Here is a 17,564-nt window from a genome sequence, read left to right on the forward strand (position 1 = left end):
GCCATATTATCAGGGATTTATGCCGCTTACGATATCCTTGGTGTAGAAAGCTATGAACAACTTACAAAGCAAATTTATAAAAGCTATGATGATTCGCTCGTTTTACGAAGAATGGTGGAAAAGCTGGATAACGAAAAACTTGATCTTATCGTCAAGCAGCTCGACGGTTACATAGGCGAAAAGTTGTTCCAACACACAAGGCTAAACCCGATTAAAGTTGCAAGCTTTTTCCTACGCCCGTTTCTAACCTAATTCCGTGTAAACAAATAAATATTTTGACATCGAATTTATAAGAAAAGGACAGCACGCTTGCTGTCCTTTTCATTTATAGACAAGCAGAAAAAAGCGTATCCGCAAGTTCATAAAAAAAAAACGCAACCGCACGAGGGACAATCTTACACCTTTTCGAGGCGTAAATACTACTTTTCGAACAGCCTCATTTGTAGAGTCACTTTATTATCGTTTGACAAGCTAACCGAACATTCACATCCCCGCACTTTTTTAATTCCTTTTCGTTTGGCGGATGTAAAAGGTTTGCTCCTTTAACAATTTCGACAGCACACTTCCCGCATGTTCCTTTCCTGCACTTAAAGTCTAGTGGGATATTTTCCGATAATGCACGATCTAACAATACTTCGTTAGAAACAGGAGTTACCTTAAACAGTTGACCTTTTTGCTTTACTTCAATAAAAGTCGTTTTTATAGGATCCTTTTTATTCTCAGAAATCGTATCCTCAATTATCTTTAAGGCGTTTCCTTTAATTAATGACCCCACCGTTAACCTTCTATCCACGTCGGTCCCTCCAATCCATTTATTACCACATTATTTTGAAAATGAATCTCATTTACAACTATATTGAGAATTGTTATCATATGAATAGGGGAGGCGAATATTATGGGTTACCAAATTAATGGTTTACGAGATATGAATGCGATTTTAACAAATGAAAGAAAAATTGGCGGAGTGATTGAAGCCTCAAGTATCCGCCTTCGCTCAGGTGAAGAATATTCAAATGCATGTATAGTGAATGTTGATCAATTAGGATCAAACTATTATTCAATCGGTTTTGTTACAGAAAAAGGTGAAAAAATGATTGTAAATGTAAACGAAATTAGTATGATTTCTTCACCAGAACATAAAAAAATAGCAAATCTAAATAATCAATATTATAAAGAGACAATTCGAAAAGAAAAATTCAAATACTTAGCTCGTCTCTTCAGAGTTTATCAAGGAAATTATACGATACATTTCTATCAAGAAGTCAAAATGATTCTTGATGATATCGGTTTTAACATCGAGGACCAAGATTTGTCTACGAATATTTCTAGTATAGAGACTGAATTAAAGCGTATTTCTTAAACGACACGACAAACAGCAGTTGCTGTTTATCGTGTTATTAGTCGTCGCCATCTGGATCTTCTAGCGTACATATCGCCGTTGGCCGCTTGATTCTTGGTGTGATCGACTCATACACCCGGAAGATAAAGTTCATGTTTTCATCATCCAAAAAGATTGTTTGGAAGTCGACAGCTATTGCTAGGTCAATATTTTGCTTTCCTGGGTCAATCACGACACCTTTTTTGCCTTTAATCATTGGCGTTTGATAAATACCAGCCGTCATCAATTCTCGAATATGCTCGATTTCCAACACATGCGTTCCTTCATGAACTCGATGAATAAGAGCATATAATTCTGGTGAAAGCACAAGTGCATAAGGTCCTGTATGACCTAATTGAAGCAATTTATTTCGCGCTTCTACTACATCACTAAAAGCATTTCCAGACTTCATCCAGTCATTGCGAATATGAGCAATTTTCCCTTTTACATTCATAATTCCAGGGAGGTCAAATTGACTAGACCCATTAAAAATTAATTCATCTTCCAACAATGCGCACTGCTGCGCCGCATTTGCTGCAGCCGAAAAATCAATCGGATTATGAAGTTGTTTAGCTTGTTGTATATCACGCCAGTATAAAATAAAGTCCTTATATATAAATGGAATCGTTAAATGCACTCTTTTCGTTGGTTCAGAAAGTTCTGTTTTATCACCATGGAAGCTAATCCCTCCATGTTCAGGTTCCTCATAAATATCGTTTGCAACCGACTGAACCCCTTCACCTAATGGGCCATAAATATCGATAAACCTTCTCCCTACAAGCTGCTTACGGGCTGTTTCAATGACCGTTTCTTCTAATTCTCTCCATTGCTCGCTATTTAAAGGAGCATCAGCGAAAAGTGATGCTTGATCCATATGTCTTCCTCCTTACATTCCTTTTAAATTTCCGACAGTTAAAGATGATTTTGGAAAAGTAGGCTGTTGTGTAACCGTTTGACTCTCTTGTGTATACGTATCAATTTTTAAATTACTTGATTTATTCTCCTTTTCATCCGTAGGGATCGATGCTGCAAGATGAACTGGTGCGTCTAATTCATTATTTAATTCATCAAACGTATGTTTAAATGTTTGATAATCAGAAGCTGTCATATTTCTTAACTGTTCAATCGTTTCTTGATAATCTGTATCTTTATAGTGAAAAAGTGATAAATCAAGATGCTCTAAAAAATTATGTAAACCAAACTTTTCTAAGCTAATATCTTGTAGTAAACGAAGAAAATCTCCATTTTCCTTAGAAAGAGATGATGAATTTTCTATTTGTGTATGAATCTTTGGCAATAACGCATCTAATCGATCTAAACGATGCTCTTCCTCCTCATAAATATGATGCCAATATAATCGTTCATGTTCATCTTTCGCTTCTTCAATCGCTGGAATTAAAATTTCCATAAATTGATTTAGTGCATCTTTTGATCGATCTAAAATCTCTTGAACATGATTTAAATGATTATCCAATTTCAAATCCCCTCCTACCCTTACTAACTTCATCTTTAAACATCTTTTCCAAAATTGAAGAATATAAACAATGGCATTAGCAAAAAATAAAAGATTGGGTAGCATTTGCCACTACTTGAAGCGGACTTGAACTCACTCATTTTTGAACTTTTTGGTCTACTCCCTCCTCCCTTCTTTTGATAAACTTTTCTAAAAGGTGGTGTTTTCAAGTGAGGGTTGTGATTGTGATTGATTCGTTTAAAGGGTGTGTTTCTTCACTTGAGGCGAGTAAAGCGATTTCAGATGGAGTTACAGCCGTTTTCCCCAATGCCGATATCGACGTTGTTCCGCTTGCAGATGGTGGCGAAGGAACGGTCGAAGCTTTCATTCATGCAGTGGGAGGGCAACTCATTTCAACTGAAGTGACAGGACCACTTGGCGAAAAAACAATCGGTACATACGGAATTTTAGAAGATGGGCGTACGGCTGTGATTGAAATTGCCGCTGCTTGTGGACTTCCCCTCGTTCCACTTAAGAAAAGAAATCCCTTGCTAACAACGTCATACGGAGTTGGTGAACTGATCATCCATGCTATTGAAAATGGCTGTCGTGATTTTATTATTGGGCTCGGTGGAAGTGCTACAAATGATGCAGGCGTCGGTATGCTTCAGGCACTAGGATTTAATTTTTTTACTCGTGAAAATAAGCGCATTGGACTCGGCGGAAAAGAATTACGCAACATTGCGAAAGTTGATTTTACACATGTATTGCCTGGTTTAAAGCAATGTACATTTCGGGTTGCGTGTGACGTGACAAATCCGTTATACGGTAATAACGGAGCAGCGTATGTTTTTGCCCCTCAAAAAGGCGCCAATGAACATATGGTAAAAGAGCTTGACGAAGGTTTAAAAAACTTTGCCAACGTAACGAGACGTGAATTACAAATAGAGATTCAACACATAAAAGGGGCAGGTGCCGCTGGTGGTCTTGGTGCAGCTTTTTTAGGTTATTTAAATGGTGTTTTAGCTCCTGGTACAGACATTCTGTTTAAGATGGTTTTATTAGAAGAAAAAATTAAAAAGGCGGATATGATCATTACAGGCGAAGGAAAAATAGATGGACAAACATCGATGGGAAAAGCGCCACTCGGTGTAGCAAAGCTCGCGAAAAAATATGAGAAGCCCGTTATTGCTTTAGCGGGGAGTATTAGTAGAGATGAAGCATCTTGGTTACATGAGGTTGGTATGACGTCTTATTTTTCTATCTTAAACAAACCGATGTCACTCGATGAAGCGATGAAACCTCATATCACCTTACAAAATTTAACCCATCATACAGAACAGCTGTTTCGGCTATTGAAGACTACTCGCAATTGTAATTAAATCAGCTTCGGTGCGAAAGCTGTAACCTTTTTTCTTATCGATTCAAATTACAGCCATGCTTAAATACCAAAAAAGCTTGTAGACGATAATGTAGGGTCTACAAGCTTTTCCATTTTTATTTTAAAGTTGTTCGTCTTTTCTTTCATGTTCCTATACCGATAGTGTTCTACTTCGTAAACGTACTAGGCATCACGACAGCAACGACCTCTCCAGTAGCACAGAGTGTTTCATTAGCATATACTTCTGTTTGAACTTTCCACTTTTTCGGATGAATTTCTTCAACAGATCCGATTGCTTTTAATGGAACATCTTGTGGCGTCGGCTTTATAAAGTTAACATTTAAGGCCGCGGTCACAAATCGTGGAGGCTCAACTCCATCTCCTATTTCGTGCCCATTCTTTCTATGTAAAGCTAATGCGGCTGAACCTGTGCCGTGACAATCAATTAGCGATGCAATTACACCACCGTAAACAAAGCCCGGAATGGCTGTATGTTCTGGTAATGGTGTATAAATTGTAATTGTTTGATTCCCTTCCCAATTTGTTTGAAAATGATGCCCCTCTTTATTCAATCGACCACAACCGTAGCACCATGCAAAATCATCTGAATATTCATCTTGAATCCCTTTTAGTACTTTTTCCACCATCATTTTCCTCCTCTTTTTCAGAATATTATAACATAAAAGGTCTATTCTGTCCCTCAGTACATCCAATTCTATATAATGAAAGTCGATTACGTTACATACACATTTAAAGTAAACGCTATGAATAGGAGAGATTCTATGCCTTATATATATGATCAGGGGAATTTTATTGAAGACAAATGGGCAACTGTCAGCATTAAAAATAAAGGACTGCAATATGGACTCGGTTTTATCGAAGGAATCCGCGCCTTTTGGAATCGCGAAGAAAACCAACTATATCTCTTTCGAATGGAAGACCATTACATCCGTTTTCATCAATCAGGGAACATTCTTCATATGCCTATTCCCTTGTCCGTCGATGCCTTAAATCAAATTACCATTGAACTTATGAAAATTAACAAGGTCATGTCGGATGTTTACATTCGCCCCATTTGTTTTAAAGGTGAGCAAACCATCACCCCAACATTGTTAGAACCTATAAACCGCGTAGCAATCTTCCAAGAAACACTTACGTATGTACCGAAACCTTCCATAAAAGTAAGTGTCAGTTCTTGGAGAAGAAATGGCAATGATATGATTCCTCCACAAGCGAAGTCAACAGCTGGCTATTTAAACTCTGCACTTGCTAGACTGGAAGCTAATCAAAATGGGTTCGATGAAGCCATTTTTTTGACAACAAACGGGTTCGTCTGTGAAGGTTCCTCCGAAAATATTTTTCTAGTAAAAGAACATCAACTCATGACACCACCAGTATCAGACGGCATTTTGCCTGGAATCACAAGAGATACTGTTATGACATTAGCCAAAAATGAGCTTGGTATGGAAGTAATTGAACGAAGTGTATCCAGATCGGAATTATATCGAGCGGATGAACTTTTTTTCACAGGAACAGCCATCGGAATTAAGCCAATTGTAGAGGTAGATCACCGACCTGTTGGTCAAGGTAAATCAGGGCCGATAACAGAAAAAATTCAACAACTATACGAGTTAATGGTGAGAGGCAAACTTCCAAATTACAAACATTACTGTACAGCTGTTTATTAATTAAAAGCTACAGTATGTATGACAGCCTATTAGAAAAGCCATACCGATCACTAATATTTATGTATATCCCCCCTTTCACTCTTCCCCCTCTCACTATTTTGACACCGATGATGTAAAAAGGTTCGCTACTTTCGTCATTGCATTTCCCCTCTTTCAGTGATACCTTCAAAAATGAAGTGATTGGGGGGAGACTTTTGACTAAAAAGGCTTTTTGGATGGCATTTGTTACGGTCATTATATGGGGATCTACATTTGCGGCAATTCGTGCTAGTTTACAAGGGGGATATTCTGCAGGACATTTAGTCCTTATTCGTTACCTTATCGCATCAATAGCCTTTCTCCTTTATGCTTTATGGCCAGGTGTAAAGTTTCATTTACCTAAAAAAGCGGATATGATAAAAATTTTACTGCTTGGATGGATCGGCATTAGCGTTTATCATATTGGGGTTACATTCGGTTCTGTGACCGTTTCAGCAGGAACAACTGCCATGCTAGTTGGTTCATCCCCCATTTTTACAACAATTATTGCTGTTTTCGTATTAAAAGAACGGCTCGATTTTCTTGGTTGGCTAGGGCTCTTACTTGGATTTATAGGTATTTTCATGATTTCTTTAGGTGCTGCTGGTTCTTCCTTTACAATTACATTCGGAGCCATTTATGTGTTAGTCGCTGCACTAGCAACATCGATTTTCTTTGTTTTTCAAAAGCCGCTTTTGAATCGTTATAAACCTATTGAATTAACGGCTTATTTTACTTGGGCAGGGACCATTCCGTTCTTCTTGTTCTCCCCAGGACTTTTTGAGACGATTCAACATGCTAGTTTAGAAGCACATTTATCAACTATTTATGTCGGAATCTTCCCAGCAGGTATCGCATATGTCACATGGACAATCGCATTGTCTCTAGGTAAAGCGAGCACTGTTTCCAGTATGCTGTACACAGAACCAGTGATCGCTATCATCGTTGCATGGATTTGGCTTCAAGAATGGCCGAGTACCCTTTCCATTATTGGAGGAGTTGTTGCAATTTCCGGTGTGATTGTTGTAAATTTTTTAGGGAAAAAACGGCGTGTCACTGTAAAAGAAGCTGTGTAATAGAGAGAAGGATGTGATTAATAAGGTTATACACATCCCTCTCTCCTATTAATCAAGCTCCACCCTCTATTAAACAATTTCAGAAAGAATTTTGTTCCCTTTCATCCCTTTAAAGGCGTTCCTTGCGTCTTTTTCATTGTCATATTCAAACATTTTAATATTGTTCTTTGAATGAACTGTAATAATCCACATAGAAAGTCCCTCCATTTTCTTTCTCCTTTTCTTGTCCTGCCCAAAGCTTTTTCATCGACATAGCATTTCATCTTAATAGTTGAATTTACTCATTTATTATCAAGCAAATATTATGCCAACTTTATCTTACGAAAAGATATTCTTTTTATAGAAAAATCATGATAAATTCCTATACATTTTGTTCATTTATTAATAAAAATGATTTAGGATTGCCAATTTTTTTTGCTCTCAAATTTTAATATAGCGTAACCGAAAAATTTTTTTGCACAAAGAAATTCCTAAATATTATTCATTGTCAGTTTTTTATAATTTTTGTAAAATAGAAACATCTAGAAACGCCAAATTTTTTTGCTCTTTTTTTATTATTAGTTTCCCGATGAGAGGAGGATTACGATTACGATATGGTTGAACATTCAAAACAAACGATTCAATCTTTACAGCACCTTATCAATATATATGAAAGAATCATAGACGAAGTGGATGTCGGTCTTCATGCCGTTGACGCAACTGGAAAGACGATCATATATAACAAAAAAATGATGCAAATAGAGGCTATGGACAGTAAAGAAGTTTTGAATAAAAATTTGTTAGATGTTTTTATGTTTAAAGAAAACCAAGAAAGCACCCTCGTTCAAGCATTAAGAGAGGGAAAAGAAACGAAAAATGTAAAGCAAACGTATTTCAATAACAAAGGGAAAGAAATTACGACGATTAACAATACGTTTCCACTAATAGAGGACGGAAAGATTCAAGGCGCAGTCGAAATGGCAAAAGATGTGACGAAGCTGGAGCGATTAATAAAGGGTAACATGAGTAGAAAAGGAAATGCGCGATTTACTTTTGACAGTATCATTGGGAAAAGCTCTTCCATTAAAGAGGTTATTGAAAGTGCTAAACGTGCAACCCGAACTTCCTCATACGTACTTATTGTAGGCGAAACCGGAACAGGGAAAGAGTTATTTTCGCAAAGTATTCATAATGGCAGCAGTCGATCAACAGGCCCCTTTATTTCACAAAACTGTGCAGCTTTACCTGATAGTTTAATTGAAAGCCTTTTATTTGGAACAAAGCGCGGTGCCTTTACAGGTGCTGCTGACCATCCTGGACTATTTGAACAAGCAGAAGGTGGAACTTTGCTACTTGATGAAATTAATTCTTTAAATCCAAATCTTCAAGCAAAGCTTTTACGTGTCCTTCAAGAAAAAACGATTAGACGCATAGGCGATACAAAAGATACACCTATTGATGTTCGCGTTATCGCAAATATGAACGAAGATCCAATTGACGCTATTAGTTCTAATCACTTACGAAAAGACTTGTACTATCGACTTGGAGTCGTCACATTATTTATTCCTCCTTTAAGAGATAGAAAAGAAGACATACCGTTATTAGCTGAGAAATTTATTGACAAGTACAATGGATTATTTCAAATGGATGTAAAAGGAATAGACGACAGAGTAATCGAATCTTTCTATGCCTATGATTGGCCTGGGAACGTGAGAGAATTAGAACATATCATTGAAGCCTCTATGAATATAATGATGGATGAAGACATCATCCAATATTCACATCTTCCTTATCAATATCGGAACAAATTTAAAGTAAAGAAAAAAATTCATCCTGATAAAAAGATGGAATCTTTCTCCCAAGAAAATACCGGTGTTACCATGAATTTAAAAGATCAATTAGAAGCATTTGAAAAACATTATATTGAACAAGCTCTGAATAAAAACGGGCATAATATTACGAAAACAGCTCAACAACTTGGACTTAGCCGACAAAGCCTACAGTATCGGATGAAGAAACTAAATATTAAAAGTGGATAATAAAGAGAGCATGTCCCTAACAAACATTTAATGCTGAGGGTCATGCTTTTTTTCATTTTCACTTAATGACCCAAACCTTTCTCCTATGCCATTTGCGATTACAAAAGATAATAAATCCGTATCATTGCATTAAATAAAAACAAAAATGTCAAGTGTTCAGGATGGAATTTTCACCCTGAAACGAACCCTTTAAATGTAATAGATTCCTCCAAAATGTGTATGAGTCTATCTCAAAATCCTTGCGCCACATTCTGCAAGACGAAAGCTAGCGTAATGTTACATTTAAGAGTTGTCGTGACCAAAGATTAGACCGTACCCGATAAAGCGTTTCAATCCGCGCATTCATGTAGGATTCGACTAGTACTTCTATATTTTCAATATGTCCTTGACTCCATGCATCCATATAGGATGCGACTTAATTTTTCCACGATTAAAATCTTGACATATGCTATTTCAATCCACGCATCCATGTAGGATGCGACCATACTGCTGGTAAAGTTCTGGATGCTCTTTAGAATTTCAATCCACGCATCCATGTAGGATGCGACCAAGTTGAGAACATACACTTGTACTTTATCCCTGTATTTCAATCCACGCATCCATGTAGGATGCGACGACGTTCTTGTAGTTCTTTTGCTGCTTTATATTTATTTCAATCCACGCATCCATGTAGGATGCGACAGCCAGTTGTCATTTTACGGATATAAATTTAGTATTTCAATCCACGCATCCATGTAGGATGCGACTGAAACGTTCCCGATACTTACAAGTCACATTAAATATTTCAATCCACGCATCCATGTAGGATGCGACTGTGCTAGTTGCATATAATTCAGCCTCCTTCTCAAATTTCAATCCACGCATCCATGTAGGATGCGACTTTAGCGGAAGTTGAGGGGGATATAGCTTTTCAAATTTCAATCCACGCATCCATGTAGGATGCGACGGTGGGAGAAAGTCGATTCCGTATGGACGAGTATATTTCAATCCACGCATCCATGTAGGATGCGACGACAATATGTTTATCACGTTTACGGAAATAACGGATTTCAATCCACGCATCCATGTAGGATGCGACAATAGGAGCGATCGCCAAGTGTTTCAATAATGCTGATTTCAATCCACGCATCCATGTAGGATGCGACCAGGACCAATTATCATCCAAATCCCGTTGAACATTTCAATCCACGCATCCATGTAGGATGCGACTCGACTTCCTTTGTGGTGGAGCTGATGCACCAGAATTTCAATCCACGCATCCATGTAGGATGCGACATATACGGATTGATTCTGTCCCCACTAGGTCTGTTATTTCAATCCACGCATCCATGTAGGATGCGACTCATATAGCCACACTCGTTGACCTTCCTCGATCCATTTCAATCCACGCATCCATGTAGGATGCGACGATGTCTCCAACTATATTCGGATTTATCCACGTACATTTCAATCCACGCATCCATGTAGGATGCGACGTTCAGTGTTTGTACCGTCTTGGTCAATTCAATCATTTCAATCCACGCATCCATGTAGGATGCGACGGTATATGGTCGATAATCTCCGATTCTGTGATTAATTTCAATCCACGCATCCATGTAGGATGCGACTGTGAGCAGTGTAGATGACGGTTTAGTTAATACATATTTCAATCCACGCATCCATGTAGGATGCGACCCAATAACGTTCTTAAACGTCTGCATAGAGACGGATTTCAATCCACGCATCCATGTAGGATGCGACGTTTCCCATCATTGACAACCGTTGTCGTATTTAAATTTCAATCCACGCATCCATGTAGGATGCGACGATCAATTAGCTGATGCTGTAAAAGAGTTTCGTGTTATTTCAATCCACGCATCCATGTAGGATGCGACTTATACCCTTTTACAACCACTTAGCCACATCGGAATTTCAATCCACGCATCCATGTAGGATGCGACCGCAATGGAAGCATTAGCTGATGCTCGTATGGGTATTTCAATCCACGCATCCATGTAGGATGCGACTCAAAAATGGGAATCTGTTAAAACTTGGACTTCTATTTCAATCCACGCATCCATGTAGGATGCGACATCAAGGTCTGCTGACTCATCATTTTCTAAAATGATTTCAATCCACGCATCCATGTAGGATGCGACCTCAAAAACTGCATTTTCACGATTTCTCAAATTATTTCAATCCACGCATCCATGTAGGATGCGACCTACGTTTCGGAAAAACCATTCTTAAGTATAGCTATTTCAATCCACGCATCCATGTAGGATGCGACTGCTGAAGGATATTCATATTCGATTGTTCTTCTTATTTCAATCCACGCATCCATGTAGGATGCGACAGCGTTCTCAAATTTTTAGGGATGGGAGTTTGAGATTTCAATCCACGCATCCATGTAGGATGCGACGTGATTTTATGGACGGTTCGTATTTAGCTAAAGAATTTCAATCCACGCATCCATGTAGGATGCGACAATTCGATTTGTTGCCTTGTTTGGACTTTTTTCAATTTCAATCCACGCATCCATGTAGGATGCGACTGATCCCGCACTTCCTTTTAGAGCTCGATATCGGTATTTCAATCCACGCATCCATGTAGGATGCGACAATTGCACTCGACCATAACATGAGTAAGGTTTGGATTTCAATCCACGCATCCATGTAGGATGCGACCGAGTTATACGTTACATCCATATCAGTAAGAGGTATTTCAATCCACGCATCCATGTAGGATGCGACTTTGGAGGCGGCGTCGGCAATCAAATTTTAGACGGATTTCAATCCACGCATCCATGTAGGATGCGACTGACGAAATCAAAAAATATTTATCACTTGTTACATTTCAATCCACGCATCCATGTAGGATGCGACAGCGATTTTCGACCTAAACAACTATAAATTACATTATTTTTGATCAAAAACTCGCTATTTTCTTTATTAAAATAAAGAACAACACAAAAATTCACATAATTTATCAGCGTTCTCATGATTATTCAGGTGCGAATGTATCCAGAAATTGATGTGAGCTATACATTCGCACTAAAAAATCAATGGGCCTTCAAGATCAACTGATTCTTTCACACCAATATGCTCTACTTTGGTCTTATAATTATCACCTAACCGATAAAATCTGAGACTGTCCTGACCTTCATCAATAATATCAGCAAGTTCAATTTTTAAAGAAACAAATTGAGTTGCGTCTACAATGCATTCAAATACCGAATTTTGGACTCTTTGACCATAATTTTGACATACTTTCGCAACTTTTCGCAGCCTTTTTTGTCCCGCACTGCTAACAGTACTTACATCATACGTAATTAATACTAACAATTTTTGCACCTACTTCCACATAAATGGTGGATACTCATCTAAATCATTACGTAAATAGCGAGCTAATAATAAAGCTTGTACATGCGGTACTAATCCCCAAGAAATTTTTTCACCTAGATATGGATGAGTTATCTTTTCTTGCTTTTTGTTTTGCCAAGCCGCTAAAAATTTCTTTCTAGCTTCATCCGTCATAATCACAGCCCCATTTTCTTTTTTTAGAAAATCATTGTTATTTACAACTTTTTTATTGATTAATGACAAAACAAACTTATCTGCATATACACCTCGCAACTCTTCCATAACATCTAAAGCTAACGATACCCTTCCTGGTCGATCTCGATGTAAAAAACCGACATATGCATCCAGTCCAACACCTTCTAACGCAGCTGCCATATCATTTGCTAATAAAGTATAAGCAAATGATAACATCCCGTTCACGTTATCTAACGGCGGCCTTCTAGAACGCGAGTGGAAATAAAAATCCTTTTTTTGTTGTAAAATCATTTGATTAATCAATCTATTGTAACTAATAGCAGCTTGTCCTTCTAAACCTCTTAATCTTTCTAAATCCTCACATTTCCTTACCTCAAGAATGATCGATGATAAATATTGAGAGATTTCTTTGAATTGAGTTACATCTATTCGTAATGGATAATCCCTTGTCATTCTCTCGATAATCCATTTATTATTGTAAATCTTCCCAACAATAAAGTTACGAGCAATTTTCGCTGAAAACACTTCATCTTCTGATAGACGATATTGCTTCTTTCTTAGAACAACATTACCTTTACTTTTCCCGATCACCCGAGCAAGAAATCGACCACTGCTCGTTAGAAATACTAAAGAAATATTTCTTTCTGCACAATAACCCATTAGTGCTGGACTTGCACCAGTATAACCAAAGGATACGATAGATTCTAAATTATGGAGCGGTAGCCTACCAAGCTTCTCCTGCTCTTTGAGAAGGACAATATTGTCTCCGTCTAAAGATAAATAAACGTCTGGTTGAGTGACAAATAACGAATTCAAAAGCTTTTTCATTCCTTTATCTTCCCTTCAATATAACTTTTTACAGAACGTTTATTCATTAATTTTGGTAAACAAATATGTTGAAGGGAACAGCTTTTACAAAAGGAACCTGTCTTTACTTTAGGTGTATACCTACGTTTAAAATAATTTTGCATTTCTGCTACAACATTTCTTACTTTATTTTTATTTTCTATAGTTAGCGGAACTTCGACTCTGTGCTTAATTTCATTATAAAACATATACCCTATGTTTATTTCACAAAGTAACATCTCCTCTAGACAAATTGCTTGTGCAGTTAATTGTAAAATATCAGAATCATTCTTTTTTGGTTTCCCTCGTTTATATTCAATAGGGTAAGCAATGTATTTTCCTTCCAAACCATTTATTTCAACACCACTATTATCCTTAGCAAACTCTACGACATCACAAACACCTGTAATTTGGAGTTCATTTGACTTTACAGGCATCCCTCGAACAATGAGTTTATTACCACGTTTCTCTCTAATAAATGGCTTGTCAGCTTTTTGATGGAGAAATTGTCCTTCTACTGTTCTAACGTTTTCTGCCCACTGTTGCTCGATATGGATTAGAGCCCACTGGCGTTTACAAAATTGAAAATGTTGTATACCAGACAACATCAGATAGTTGTCTTCCTCATTATAGTCCATCAATCACCTCGACTGTTAAACCTTCTAATTCATTTAATGTGATCGAATAGTCGTCAAACGTTTTTGGTTCTTCAGTATTAGGTCTAATCTCTACTAAACGATGAACTTTTGCAGAAGAATATTGACCTAATTTAGAATTATGCTCCCACCAATAAACCTTATTTACTTCCATACTGCCATCAGGGCGTGCTGATGATGCGTCATTTTCAAATAATGTAACAAGTGCTTGTTTTATCTTCTCTGCATCTTCAATAGTAAATCCTGTTTTTTCTGCTAATTGTGTGTTAATGCTGCCATAAAAAACATAAACGCCAAAATCGACTCGATGCTTCATTCCCATCGTATCTGAACCTTTTTCTTTTCCAGGCTCAGAGTTCACACTTTTTGTTATTTGCATGCTTGTTATATCAATAGGATCAACACTGGTAGCAGTATGAATTGATACAGGTCCTCTTACACCGACAGATACACCAGTCCCTTTACCTGTGCCTTTGAATGCAAATACTTGTCCAAAACTTCGAACATCAATCCATTCTTTACAAGCAATCGCTGCAAATTCATCACTCGAGCTACCTTTCGATTTTAATATTTTATCTAGTTCAGGATTAGCTTCTGCACGTTCTCTTAAACTATTAAAATGATCTATCTTTGTGTCATTCGATTGAACGAAAACAGATTCCCCCATATCTTGTAAACGATTTCTAATTTTCCGTTTAATCGCTACATCTGAAATCTCCCCGTGACCATCATAATTTTGTCTCGGACGATTACCATTTAATGGGTCCCCATTTGGGTTAGCTTTTGTAACAGATAATACAACGGCAAAATCTATTTTATGGTCTAAAATTGGCATATTCATCTCTCCCTTTAATTTATTGCCTCATTGGGCGTATTATCTTTTTCTTTCTTCTGATATAAATCATGACGTTGACTGTAAAAACCTAATAAATATTTACCGGATAATGGTTTGTTATTAAAATCTTCAATATTAATTCTGGAAGCTACCTCATCAATTAACTTAGATAAATACAATGCCTTCGTACCAAGTCTGGCTTGATAAGGCTGTAAACTCGCCTGAATGGTTTTCCACGTTCTTTCTGGATGTTTTGAAAAAGAGTTCATATAACGAACAGCATTACTAGAACGTGTTTCTTCAGAGCCTAATGCACGTCTTTCTAAAACATCTGCTATCGCTAACAAACGACCAAATAAATAATCACGGTCATTATTTTCTGTATCTAAAGCCACATTATATCCCTCCTGTTTATTTATTAATGCACATGTAATGCTGATTGTTTTTTCCCATTCCCACTTATCCATCGAAACTGGATTTGACGAACGATGAAAAGCGCTTTTGACGATATCAAAAGGAATTTTCTTGTCATCCACTATACATGGAAGTATGCGTTCCATTAATCCTTTAACTACTTTTTCATTAGCTTTTGATCCATATGCAGCATAGGCAATATCTTTCGTTGAAGGTGCTCCGTAAAATTGAATATATGAACCATCTTCTGCTTTACGATAACGATGAAGCCACATACATGTCGAATGCCACTTTGCGAGCCTATCTAAATATAGTTCTTTATTCATATTTCGATAGTACAGCACCGCTAATCGTCCTGTTGTAGCTGAATCAAGAATTAAAATATTTACATTTGATTTTGATGATAAATTATTTTTATATCCATCTAAAGCTTTAGCAACTTCATCAGCAAACTCTTGATTCGTATAACTGATTCTCTCTTTCTTTTCAGTTAGTATTGGCTCAATCGAAAAAACGTCGTAAGTATCTTCATTAGGATCAGGAATATCAATTTCATCATTGCCCCATACAAGGAATACGCGCTGATCAATCGTTTTCCCTTGACGGTTAATCAACCATTTTAACGCATTATGTGCTTTTTGGGATACTTCATAACTAATACTTGCCACTTCGTTACTTTTATTAAAGCGCCCTCTAAACGTAAAACCACTTGTATCATTCGCCGAAATTAACTTTGCCTTATCTGCTGCATTTCTAATTTTGTTAGCATGCTTGTCTGTACTTGGTAACACTTTCCCAGATACATAGCAAAGGTCATCATCCCCTACCAAGTCTTGATAAAAACGAATAAAAGAAGCGTACATTTCTTTATCTTTCCAAACTTTCGATAAAATCTTTTCTGATGAATAAACATTAAATCGAACAAAGGCGCTTTCTTGTCCACCACTAACCACTGTAAATATATACGGTTTCTCTCCATGCAAGGGTTCATACTTTTTATCCCATTTGTCTATTAAGTTCCCATCAGCGTCTAAATACAATATCTTCGCTTCCACTAAATCTTTAATTAATTTTTTCTTGCTTAAATAGTTACAAATACTTTTCACTTTAGCGTTGCTGTATGGTGAGTTTGCCCACTCTTTTAGCTGTGCAATGTAATATGTAAAAGGCTCCTCTTTTTTGATTTTCCCGCCATAAGCTGTAAAATCTCCCGCTACATAACTCAACTTATCGTGTAGTGGATAGGGAGCTATTTTAGATCCAGCTCTATTTGACGATTCTTCCGTACAAGGGATTAGTGTGTTTGCGTGACTTTTATCAATTACTTCCGCTGAATGAAACTCCCCGTCCTCAGTGACCGTCACTTCGATATGTGCATTTTGGGTAGTATGCGAAATTGGTAATAGTGTATACTCCTTGTCATTATGCTTCTTTTCAATCACGCCTACCCGGTCTAAATTAGAATCGTACGTCTCATATAAATTCAGTAACCAGCTCATTTATTCACCCCTCCTTTCTAGTCGAAGTAACAGATCATCTACTAATTCAACATTTGACTGATCGAAATGCTTCGGTTGCATGTCTTTAATCTTTCGAATTTGCAAGCACTGATCAGGCCTGATAAATTGAATCACTCCATCCTTCATAACCGGATTCCATAGACGTACTTCCATTTCGTTACGACCCGTTTCATCAGGATAATTAATACCATGAACCATCGTACCTAAATGAATCTCGCCATAATTATCATAATATCCTTTCCCTTCACCAAAGACACATGGTTCTACATAAGCTTGGCATTCTCTAGCACCTAAGAAGATATCCCTTCGTCCTCCAACCTTAAGTGCACGTTTCAGTATATTGTGATGTTTATTCTCGTTACGATCAAAAGCCATATCAGGTCGATGAGGGTTAAAGATAAAATGAGCTCTTACTTGGTACTTCACATCTTTTAAATAAGTATAATTAGCCAGTGTATTTCCTCCACCGTATTCAATCGGACGAATCCCTTTAGACTCCATTTTTATTGGATTCATAACTCTAACCTTATCAACTACCATAAGAAGTGTCGGCTTCCAATAAATGGATTCTACAATTCCCTTTAATGCCTGATACGTTGGTACTTGATATGAAAGCTTTTCTCCCCCCATTTTCGTTAAAGGGTCAGTAAATAAGGCATAATTACCATACACTTCAAATTCAATTGCATTTCTCATTTTTCCACCCCTTTCATCCAAAATTTTCTTACAATTCAACAATACACCT

At 37.2% G+C, this 17,564-nt stretch carries 16 protein-coding genes, 1 pseudogene and 1 CRISPR repeat array; of the genes and pseudogenes, 6 read left to right on the forward strand and 11 right to left on the reverse strand.

Annotated elements, in window-relative coordinates:
• Positions 1-252, forward strand: a pseudogene (locus tag MLD65_RS05555) (NAD(P)/FAD-dependent oxidoreductase); the annotation flags it as partial.
• A 196-nt stretch (positions 253-448) separates the two neighbouring features.
• Here the strand turns inward: MLD65_RS05555 and MLD65_RS18230 are convergent.
• The gene (locus tag MLD65_RS18230) at positions 449-793 is read right to left on the reverse strand and encodes a 2Fe-2S iron-sulfur cluster-binding protein (protein WP_243290897.1); all 345 of its coding nucleotides are present in this window, start codon (positions 791-793) and stop codon (positions 449-451) included.
• Between the two features lie 102 nt (positions 794-895).
• Here MLD65_RS18230 and MLD65_RS05565 point away from each other — a divergent pair, with 102 nt between their 5' ends.
• Positions 896-1,360, forward strand: coding sequence for a hypothetical protein (locus tag MLD65_RS05565; protein ID WP_243290898.1), 465 nt, complete (start codon positions 896-898; stop codon positions 1,358-1,360).
• Between the two features lie 37 nt (positions 1,361-1,397).
• Here MLD65_RS05565 and MLD65_RS05570 read toward each other — a convergent pair whose 3' ends face one another.
• On the reverse strand, positions 1,398-2,252 hold the full coding sequence (locus tag MLD65_RS05570) for a family 1 encapsulin nanocompartment shell protein (RefSeq protein ID WP_243290899.1): 855 nt from the start codon (positions 2,250-2,252) through the stop codon (positions 1,398-1,400).
• A gap of 12 nt (positions 2,253-2,264) precedes the next feature.
• Positions 2,265-2,852: an IMEF encapsulin system ferritin-like cargo protein gene (locus MLD65_RS05575; protein WP_243290900.1), complete on the reverse strand. Its 588-nt coding sequence runs from the start codon at positions 2,850-2,852 to the stop codon at positions 2,265-2,267.
• 209 nt (positions 2,853-3,061) lie between these two features.
• Between MLD65_RS05575 and MLD65_RS05580 the strand changes: the two genes are divergently transcribed.
• On the forward strand, positions 3,062-4,213 hold the full coding sequence (locus tag MLD65_RS05580) for a glycerate kinase family protein (RefSeq protein ID WP_243290901.1): 1,152 nt from the start codon (positions 3,062-3,064) through the stop codon (positions 4,211-4,213).
• 166 nt (positions 4,214-4,379) lie between these two features.
• Here MLD65_RS05580 and MLD65_RS05585 read toward each other — a convergent pair whose 3' ends face one another.
• Positions 4,380-4,859 (reverse strand): PaaI family thioesterase, encoded by a 480-nt coding sequence (locus MLD65_RS05585; protein WP_243291013.1) that lies wholly within the window; start codon positions 4,857-4,859, stop codon positions 4,380-4,382.
• A gap of 135 nt (positions 4,860-4,994) precedes the next feature.
• Here MLD65_RS05585 and MLD65_RS05590 point away from each other — a divergent pair, with 135 nt between their 5' ends.
• Both MLD65_RS05590 and MLD65_RS05595 read left to right on the forward strand, forming a co-directional pair.
• A complete protein-coding gene (locus MLD65_RS05590; protein ID WP_243290902.1) occupies positions 4,995-5,900 on the forward strand; it encodes a branched-chain amino acid transaminase in 906 nt (301 codons plus the stop codon).
• A gap of 194 nt (positions 5,901-6,094) precedes the next feature.
• Positions 6,095-6,994: a DMT family transporter gene (locus MLD65_RS05595; protein WP_243290903.1), complete on the forward strand. Its 900-nt coding sequence runs from the start codon at positions 6,095-6,097 to the stop codon at positions 6,992-6,994.
• Positions 6,995-7,063: 69 nt separating this feature from the next.
• Here MLD65_RS05595 and MLD65_RS05600 read toward each other — a convergent pair whose 3' ends face one another.
• Entirely contained in the window at positions 7,064-7,201 is a 138-nt protein-coding gene (locus MLD65_RS05600) for a hypothetical protein (protein ID WP_243290904.1), read from the reverse strand.
• A gap of 386 nt (positions 7,202-7,587) precedes the next feature.
• On the opposite strand from MLD65_RS05600, the gene MLD65_RS05605 reads away from it, so the two are divergent.
• Positions 7,588-9,012 carry a sigma-54 interaction domain-containing protein gene (locus MLD65_RS05605; protein ID WP_243290905.1) on the forward strand — a complete coding sequence of 475 codons (1,425 nt, stop codon included), beginning with the start codon at positions 7,588-7,590 and terminating at the stop codon, positions 9,010-9,012.
• A 326-nt stretch (positions 9,013-9,338) separates the two neighbouring features.
• A CRISPR array of direct repeats spans positions 9,339-11,876; the repeat unit is 32 nt; unit sequence ATTTCAATCCACGCATCCATGTAGGATGCGAC.
• Between the two features lie 168 nt (positions 11,877-12,044).
• On the opposite strand, the gene cas2 is transcribed toward MLD65_RS05605, so the two are convergent.
• The 6 genes from cas2 to cas5c are packed head-to-tail and all read right to left on the reverse strand — an operon-like array spanning position 12,045 to position 17,515.
• Positions 12,045-12,335, reverse strand: coding sequence for a CRISPR-associated endonuclease Cas2 (gene cas2 / locus MLD65_RS05610; RefSeq protein ID WP_243290906.1), 291 nt, complete (start codon positions 12,333-12,335; stop codon positions 12,045-12,047).
• Positions 12,336-12,344: 9 nt separating this feature from the next.
• Entirely contained in the window at positions 12,345-13,376 is a 1,032-nt protein-coding gene (gene cas1c, locus MLD65_RS05615) for a type I-C CRISPR-associated endonuclease Cas1c (protein ID WP_243290907.1), read from the reverse strand.
• The gene (gene cas4 / locus MLD65_RS05620; protein WP_243290908.1) at positions 13,373-14,032 is read right to left on the reverse strand and encodes a CRISPR-associated protein Cas4; all 660 of its coding nucleotides are present in this window, start codon (positions 14,030-14,032) and stop codon (positions 13,373-13,375) included. The genes cas1c and cas4 overlap by 4 nt, the downstream gene beginning before the upstream one ends.
• Positions 14,022-14,885: a type I-C CRISPR-associated protein Cas7/Csd2 gene (cas7c, locus tag MLD65_RS05625; protein WP_243290909.1), complete on the reverse strand. Its 864-nt coding sequence runs from the start codon at positions 14,883-14,885 to the stop codon at positions 14,022-14,024. The genes cas4 and cas7c overlap by 11 nt, the downstream gene beginning before the upstream one ends.
• Positions 14,886-14,899: 14 nt before the next feature.
• Positions 14,900-16,798, reverse strand: coding sequence for a type I-C CRISPR-associated protein Cas8c/Csd1 (gene cas8c, locus MLD65_RS05630; RefSeq protein WP_243290910.1), 1,899 nt, complete (start codon positions 16,796-16,798; stop codon positions 14,900-14,902).
• Positions 16,799-17,515, reverse strand: a complete 717-nt coding sequence (gene cas5c, locus MLD65_RS05635; RefSeq protein ID WP_243290911.1) for a type I-C CRISPR-associated protein Cas5c — start codon at positions 17,513-17,515, stop codon at positions 16,799-16,801. It abuts the gene before it with no gap.
• Between the last annotated feature and the right edge of the window lie 49 nt (positions 17,516-17,564).

It is taken from the genome of Bacillus sp. FJAT-47783, assembly GCF_022808615.1.
Taxonomy (GTDB): domain Bacteria; phylum Bacillota; class Bacilli; order Bacillales; family Aeribacillaceae; genus Bacillus_BZ.